At 27.5% G+C, this 7,423-nt stretch carries 6 protein-coding genes; 3 read left to right on the forward strand and 3 right to left on the reverse strand.

From position 1 onward, the window contains the following. A partial coding sequence (locus tag VJ881_09490) for a molybdopterin-binding protein (protein ID HKL76286.1) occupies window positions 1-247 on the forward strand: 247 nt, incomplete at its 5' end. Window positions 248-299: 52 nt separating this feature from the next. Here VJ881_09490 and VJ881_09495 read toward each other — a convergent pair. Genes VJ881_09495 through VJ881_09505 form a run of 3 tightly spaced genes read right to left on the reverse strand, consistent with a single transcriptional unit; the run spans window position 300 to window position 4,461 of the window. Beyond that, entirely contained in the window at window positions 300-2,072 is a 1,773-nt protein-coding gene (locus VJ881_09495) for a cyclic nucleotide-binding domain-containing protein (GenBank protein ID HKL76287.1), read from the reverse strand. Continuing rightward, on the reverse strand, window positions 2,073-3,251 hold the full coding sequence (locus VJ881_09500; protein HKL76288.1) for a glycosyltransferase family 4 protein: 1,179 nt from the start codon (window positions 3,249-3,251) through the stop codon (window positions 2,073-2,075). Continuing rightward, window positions 3,232-4,461, reverse strand: a complete 1,230-nt coding sequence (locus VJ881_09505; protein HKL76289.1) for a hypothetical protein — start codon at window positions 4,459-4,461, stop codon at window positions 3,232-3,234. The genes VJ881_09500 and VJ881_09505 overlap by 20 nt, the downstream gene beginning before the upstream one ends. 157 nt (window positions 4,462-4,618) lie before the next feature. Between VJ881_09505 and VJ881_09510 the strand changes: the two genes are divergently transcribed. Together VJ881_09510 and VJ881_09515 are read left to right on the forward strand one after the other, a co-directional pair. Continuing rightward, on the forward strand, window positions 4,619-6,052 hold the full coding sequence (locus VJ881_09510) for a PAS domain-containing protein (GenBank protein HKL76290.1): 1,434 nt from the start codon (window positions 4,619-4,621) through the stop codon (window positions 6,050-6,052). A gap of 29 nt (window positions 6,053-6,081) precedes the next feature. Beyond that, window positions 6,082-7,155 carry a branched-chain amino acid aminotransferase gene (locus VJ881_09515; GenBank protein HKL76291.1) on the forward strand — a complete coding sequence of 358 codons (1,074 nt, stop codon included), beginning with the start codon at window positions 6,082-6,084 and terminating at the stop codon, window positions 7,153-7,155. Window positions 7,156-7,423 lie beyond the last annotated feature (268 nt).

A 7,423-nucleotide genomic window follows, 5' to 3' on the forward strand; every position in this document is an offset into this window, starting at 1 on the left:
AGCTGAAATAATTGAAAAAGAAGTTCCAGGTATACCTGAAAAAATGAGAATGGATACAGTGAAAATCACTCCAATGGCTGCTCTTTCCAGAGCAAAAGCTGGAATTAGAGGAAAAACATTAATTGTTAATTTACCTGGCAGCCCAAAAGCTGTAAGAGAATGTCTGGAATCAATTATAGATATATTACCTCATGGAGTAGATATATTACGTGGGAATGTTACTGAACATAATCATAAAGATGAATAATTAGTGATATAAAAGAGGATCCCCTAATATTAAAGGGATCCTTGTGTTTGTTTTATTTTTCTTCGAATTTTTGACTTAAGTCTATATCTCTTTTTTTGTGATCAGTAAAGCGTTCTGTTAGTTCTTCTAAACGATCATTCAATTTTTTACTTAAGTATAATAATAATTTAACACTTGAACGGTGATGAGTATTAAAAAAATCTAATAATTTATTTCGTTCTATTTCAATTACTTCTGTTGCTTCTTCACTAATTATTTCTACTAAATATTTATCACTTTTACTGGAAAATAGTGAAGTTTCTCCAAAATGTTCACCTTCATTTAAATAACCAATAAAAATTTCCTCATTACTATCATCTTCCCCTTTTATTATTTTTACTTTTCCGGTAATAATAATATAGATAAACAAGTCTTTATCACCTATATTAATTATTGTTTCATCTTCTTCATAATGTTTGAAACTTGAAATTTTGAGTAATTCTTTTATTTCTTGTTTTGCAAGTGTTGAAAAGAATGGAAAGTTAGAAATTTTATCAATATTTTCTTTATTAAAGACCATGCCATTAGGGAAATGAAAACTTTCTTTTTTTACTGATTCTTTTTTAATTAATGCTCCCTTTTCAATTATTTTTTCTAATTTGAGATTGTTTTCTACTGCAAAAGAAAGTAAATTTTCCCATTTGTTTTGTAATTTAAGATAATCATCAAAAACATTAGTTTTAGGTATTGCTTCATGTTTACTTAAATATATATTTTTAATAGTAGATTCACTGGCTTTTCTTTCTCCCTGACTCAAATAATCAAGGGCTAAAATTATATTAGTTTTAAAGACTTCATCATCAAGACTGTCTCTTAAAAACTCTCCAGGATAGGGATCAAAATCCTCTGGTTCTATTTTTAACATATTAGGTTGTTCATATTGACCTCTTAATTTTTCTCTTTCATAATAGAATCTAAATATATCCTGTCGTAAACGCTGCCAAATGGGATGATGTTTTTCTGGAGGTATATGTTTAATGTTTAATTTGTTATCCAGAAAAAAATTAAAATTAAACATTCTTGAATTTATAACATAATCTATATCTTCTCCACGAGGAAGATTAGGGTCGAAAGGAACTACTTTTAATAGTGATCTATGGATAACCATACAGCCTCCAAAAGCAAAAGGAGTTGATTTTAATCGAGGTTTTTTATTGATTACTTTATCAAAAGCTTTTGCTTTACTGCCAAAACGATCCCAAAAGGTCATCCAGGGTTCCATTTCAACATCATCATAATATTCATCCTGAGAATTTAAATAATAACCAGCAATTCCATCAATACTCTGTCCATAAAATCTTCCTCCAATAAATTCTATCGCTTTATTCATAAAATCAGGATCTTCAAATATTTCATCATCATCAATTAAAACTACTACTTCTGCTCCCATAATATAGGCTGGATAAAGGCACATGTTACGAACATTAGAATATCCACTTAACTTTAAAAGTTCCGTTTCTGCTAACATATTGTGATTATTATAAAAGTTTTTGATTTCATTAAGCTGTTTATCAGCAAATAAATAAGTTTTAACTGCAGGATTTACTTTTTTTACAATCTTTTTTACTTTTTTGTAAGCATCTTCTCTGATTTCAGGAGTAGTAGTTACAATAGGTATTATTAAATCAAAATTTTTGTTACTCAATATTTCAATACTTTTTAAAGTTCGGGCAAGGGTACCTTTCTGGTCAAGTGGAGTTGGATGGTCATAAATATCATCTCCAACCTGCCACCCAGTGCTAGAATTCCTTCCCCAATAGGTAGGTATTACCATAAAAGTTTTCATCTAATTCCCCTCCTTTACAGTTTCTAGATATAATTTTTCAAGTTGATCTGCAACTTTATTCCAGGAGAAGTTATTATGGGCATATTGTTTGGCAATTTCCCCCTTTGTTTTTTTATCATTTTCTTTTAGAGAAGATATAATTGATTTGGCTAAAGCTTTATAATTATCTTCAGGAAAAAATCTTCCAACTTCATTATTTATAAAATCAGTTAACCCACCTGTTTTTGAGGCAATTACTGGAGTTCCACAGGCCATAGCTTCTAAAGCCACTAAGCCAAAAGGTTCATCTCTTGAAGGAACTACTGCTACCTTGGCAATACTATTAATTTTAGCTATGTTTTCTTGAGGCTGGTTTCCAAGGAAATAGAAATTTTTTAAATTTAATTTTTTGGCTCTATATTTCAATTCTTCTCTCAATTCACCATCTCCACTAATTAATGTGACCACATTATTAAACTCTTTTTCATAAATTTTTCCTGCTTCGAGTAATAGATCTACTCCTTTAAAATGTGTTAATTTTCCAACAAAGCTTACTATTTTATCACTAGCTAAGGTATTTTTATTTTCAAGCAATTCTTTACTGAGTTCATCTAGATCAACTTCACGCGGGGAAAATAAATTTTCATCAAAACCATTCCAGATTAATTGAATTTTATCCTCATTTATATTGTAATGTTCTTTTATTTGTTCTTTTACTTTTTTTGAGACTGCAACTATTTTATAAGCATTTTGGGCCCCTCTTAAGGCTGCATGATGATATCTTCTATCTTTTATAAATCCTTTTATATCTGTGCCATGAGAGGTTACAAGATAGGGAATATCTAAATGACTAACTGCGTAAGGTGCAATCCAGAGATGTTGACAATGAATTAAATCTGGATTAAAAAATTCAATTTCATCTTCGATAGTACTTTTGAAAATATTAAAATACTCATTCATTTCTTCCCTAGAAAAATCATAAAATGTTTTATTACTTTTAGGATGAGTAGTAAAACAGGGGAATTGTGGATAAAAAATTGTAGTTACAGGAAAAGGATATTGATCATTTACTTTTTTATTATCTACTATTATTACTTTCACTTCAAAACCCTTGTTCATCATTTTAATAGCAATATTTTTGGTATAAATTCCACTTCCTGATCCTTCCAAAGGAAAATGATTAATTAAAAGTAGTTTCATTTAAGGCACACTCCTTTTTTAATTTTCTTTTCACTTCATTCCAGGCAGCAATAGTTTTATAATACTCTTCTATCATTGTATCTAGCTGATTATAAGAACTTAGAAAAATATCACCTAAATCTAAAAATCTTTTTTCATTGAGATGAAAAGCTAATTCTCTACTTCCAATTAACAAATTTTTATATTCTCTTTTTAATTTTTTATTCCATTCTTTTTGAGTCTGCTGCCCGGTTTTAGTATATAACCAATTCAAGAAATGATTTCTACCCAACCAACCTGTGGAAGCATAATATATTCTATCTTTAACATTTTTATCATCTAAAGAAGGTTTTTTAGGAAAATTTTCATAAGTGTTGTGAAATATTTTCAAATCAATGTCTATTATTCTGAATCTACTTTTATTAATAGTTTTTGTAAATAAAGTATCTTCTCCTCTTCCTAAAAAAAGTTTATTTTTGAAAATATAAGTGGTAGAATAAAAGGGAGGAAGGATGTTGAAATATTTAAGATTGATAGCTAAATTACCACCAAGAATTTTATTTGTATTTTTTATTTTTCTTTTGTGGGAAGCATATTTAAGGCCATGAATGGAATTTTTAAGGAAATTATAACAGTTTTCTTTTTCTAAACCTATTAAAAATTTTTTAAGAAAATTCAATTTAAGAGGAGGTAGTATATAATATCCCGAATAATCGCTACTGGTGATTATAGTTTTAGGTAATTTTAAATATTTTAGATGTTCTTGAAAAAAATCAATTTTTTCAAAGTAGGTGTGATATGAATTTTTTTTAAGAAGATAAGGGTAAACGTCTGTATCTATAAAGAAAAGGTAATCAATAGGAGAGCTATAAGTGAGAGCTGTTAGTAAAGCTATGTTTCTATATTGTCCATAAGGGAGAAGTTTATATTTAGCAAAAAAGGGAGATGAAGTTAGATTTTTTATATTTTTAGATGAGATACCTAATTTTTTAAGTTTTTCCTGTAAAGGAGGATCATTATTTGCTTTTACTATTTTTAGTTTAGTATTAAATTCATTTAAAATATTTTTTAATTTAATATAAGTATTATCTTCTATTCCATGTGAATAAACAATAATAAGGACTTTAATCTTAATATTGTGATTATAAGCATTTTCAATGAAATCTTTATAAGGAGAGATTGAATCTAAATATTTGGTAATAACCGCCAGGGCTATGTTTTTTGAACTCATAAAATCATCTTCTCTCTTTGTTAAAAATATATTAAGTTGTCAATATAATAATTATATCATGATTGCAAATTAAAACCAAGTTCAGAAATTTTTGATTTAATATAAAAAATTAGATATTATTAATGTAGAAAGAATTAAAAAGAGAAGAGGGGTAGGGATGTTTGAAAATATAAGAAAATATATAGTAAGATTTTTTTGGGACCAACCAAATAGATATAAAAAAACATTTAAGAATAAGAAAAATATCACAAACTTAAGAAGAATGAAATTTTTCTTGGTTTTTTTTACTTTTATGATGTTTGTAAATTTGTCTTTACAGTCTATTAAGGATTTTTTGACTTATAGTTTTTATTTTCAAGTAATAATATTTGTTATATCGCTTTTTTTGATCTATTTTTATTTCAAAAAAATTCCAGAAGAAATAGATGTAGTAGAATCAAATCAAAAAAATTTATTTTATATAACTTTAGTTTTTATTTTAAGTTGGCCTGCAATTAGAGCTGGATATTTTAATTTTGATGATATTTCTATATTTCTATACATTATTACCATATTTTTTATTTCAGCTATTTTTTATATAAAATGGAAATTATATTTACCAATTATATCTTTAATTACATCACTAATTTTACTTTTAAATTATATTTTTGGATTAATGTACATAGAATTTTTTTCTAGATTTCTTTTATTATTAAATAGTTGTGTTTTTGGTTTTATTATTTCTCGAGTTTCATATATTACTTTTATGGAGAATTTATTAAAATTAAAAGATACTGAGAATGAATATAAGAGTATTATAGAAAAAAATAATAGATTAAAAGATGTTTTGAGTAATAAAAAAGAGATAAATAATGATCTTAATGATGAATTAAGGGAAGTAAAAGAAAAATTATCATTTGCTTTAGAAAAAGCAGAAACAGGATTGTGGGAATGGAATATTGAAGATGATAGAATAATATATAATAAAGAGTGGGCTAAAATTCTTGATTATCATGTAAATAAATTAGATGGAAGAATTGAAACCTGGAGAGATTTAATACATATTGAAGATAAAAATAAATTTGATGAAATGGTAAATAAAATAAAAGCAGCTAAGGAAAAAGAATTTGAATTTGAACACAGATTGAAAACTGGAGATGGAAATTGGAAATGGATGTTGGCCTATGGTAAAGTATTTAAAGAAAATGAAGATGGAAAACCGCTTAAAGTGGTAGGTATTCACAAGAATATTAATCTAATTAAAAAGTTGGAAAAAACGATAGAAAATGATGAAGAAAAATTGGAAAAAATTCTTAATAGACTCCCTTTTGCAATTATGATTTATAAAAATGGAGGATGGCAATTTGTTAATAAATCAGCTGAAAATTTATTAGCATATTCTTCTGAAGAATTAATGGGGAGTAGTAATTGGAGTTTTATAGATTCTGATTATTTAAAATGGTTTAAAAAAGAAAAAAATAATAAAAGAAAAAGTTTTCATGATTTGAAGGTAATTGATAAAAAAGGTAATGAGAAATTAGTAGATTTTTATGCTGGCAAAATAGTTGTAGGAGGAGAAAAATCAATTATTTTGGTAGCTAAAGCAAAATAAATATAATAAAAAATAGGGGGAAAAGAATAATGAAAGAGATAAGAATTGAAAAAGTTGATGAGCGTAAAGAACGTCCAAATGATTCTGAATTAGGATTTGGTCAGACTTTTACTGACCACATGTTTGTGATGGATTACGATGAAAAAGATGGGTGGTATGACCCAAGGATAATTCCATATCAATCATTAGAAATGGAACCTGCTAAAGCTACATTTCATTATGGTCAAACTACTTTTGAAGGAATGAAAGCTTATAAAAATGAAAAAGGGGAAGCTCTATTATTTCGTCCTGAGAAAAATGCTAAAAGATTTAATAATTCTAATAGTAGGATGTGTATGCCTGAGATGGATCCTGAGATTTTTGTTAAAGCAGTTAAAAAAGCAGTTGAAGTTGATCAGGACTGGATTCCAACTAAAGAAGGAACTTCACTTTACATAAGGCCATTTGCTATATCAGATGAAGTATATTTAGGTTTAAAAGCAGCTTCAAAATATAAATTTATGATTATTATGTCTCCAGTTGGAGCTTATTATCCTCAGGGCTTAGAACCTACTAGAATTTATGTTGAAACTGAATATGTGAGAGCTGTTAGAGGAGGAACTGGTTCTGCTAAAACTGGTGGTAATTATGCCAGTAGTCTTAAAGCTAAACATAAAGCTGCTCAAAACGGTTATGATGAAGTATTGTGGCTTGATGGTGTTGAACGAAAATATGTTGAAGAGGTAGGGGCAATGAATGTATTTTTTAAGATGGACGGTAAAGTTGTAACACCGTCTTTAGAAGGAAGTATTTTAGCAGGTATTACCAGAGATTCAGTTATAAAAATGCTTAAAAACTGGGGTTATGAAGTTGAAGAAAGAAAAATAACTATTAAAGAGTTAGTTAATGCTTATAAAGAAGGCAAACTTGAAGAAGCTTTTGGAACCGGTACTGCAGCAGTTATTGCACCGATTGGAGAACTTAGTTACAATGATTTAGATATGGAAATAAATAATTTTGAAATAGGAGACCTTACCCAAAAATTATATGATAATTTAACAGGTATTCAAACTGGAAAATTAGAAGATCCCTATGGCTGGACAGAAAAAGTTCTTGACAAATAAAAAATAAATGTTATAATATATCCTGCTTGTAAATTTTGGCTTTAAAATTTAATCTTTCATCACTAAAAAATAATCCACCAGCAAAAGGGAGGCAGGAGATCATGGAATTATTAGTTGACGGCAATAAAGATAAAGTGGTCGTAACTGTCAAAAACCAGGAAATGGCTTCACAACTTATGATGAAAAAAAGTTTTGAAATGATTAAAAAAACGGGTAGGTATTTAAAAGGGTTAATTGATTATGAAGATTTAGTATTCGATTTAAAAAA

It is taken from the genome of Halanaerobiales bacterium, assembly GCA_035270125.1.
Lineage (GTDB): Bacteria > Bacillota > Halanaerobiia > Halanaerobiales > DATFIM01 > DATFIM01.

Coding starts and splice junctions, on each gene's coding strand:
- VJ881_09495 (HKL76287.1), bottom strand. CDS start 2,072: ATGAAAACTTTTATGGTAATACCTACCTATTGGGGAAGGAATTCTAGC.
- VJ881_09500 (HKL76288.1), bottom strand. CDS start 3,251: ATGAAACTACTTTTAATTAATCATTTTCCTTTGGAAGGATCAGGAAGT.
- VJ881_09505 (HKL76289.1), bottom strand. CDS start 4,461: ATGAGTTCAAAAAACATAGCCCTGGCGGTTATTACCAAATATTTAGAT.
- VJ881_09510 (HKL76290.1), top strand. CDS start 4,619: ATGTTTGAAAATATAAGAAAATATATAGTAAGATTTTTTTGGGACCAA.
- VJ881_09515 (HKL76291.1), top strand. CDS start 6,082: ATGAAAGAGATAAGAATTGAAAAAGTTGATGAGCGTAAAGAACGTCCA.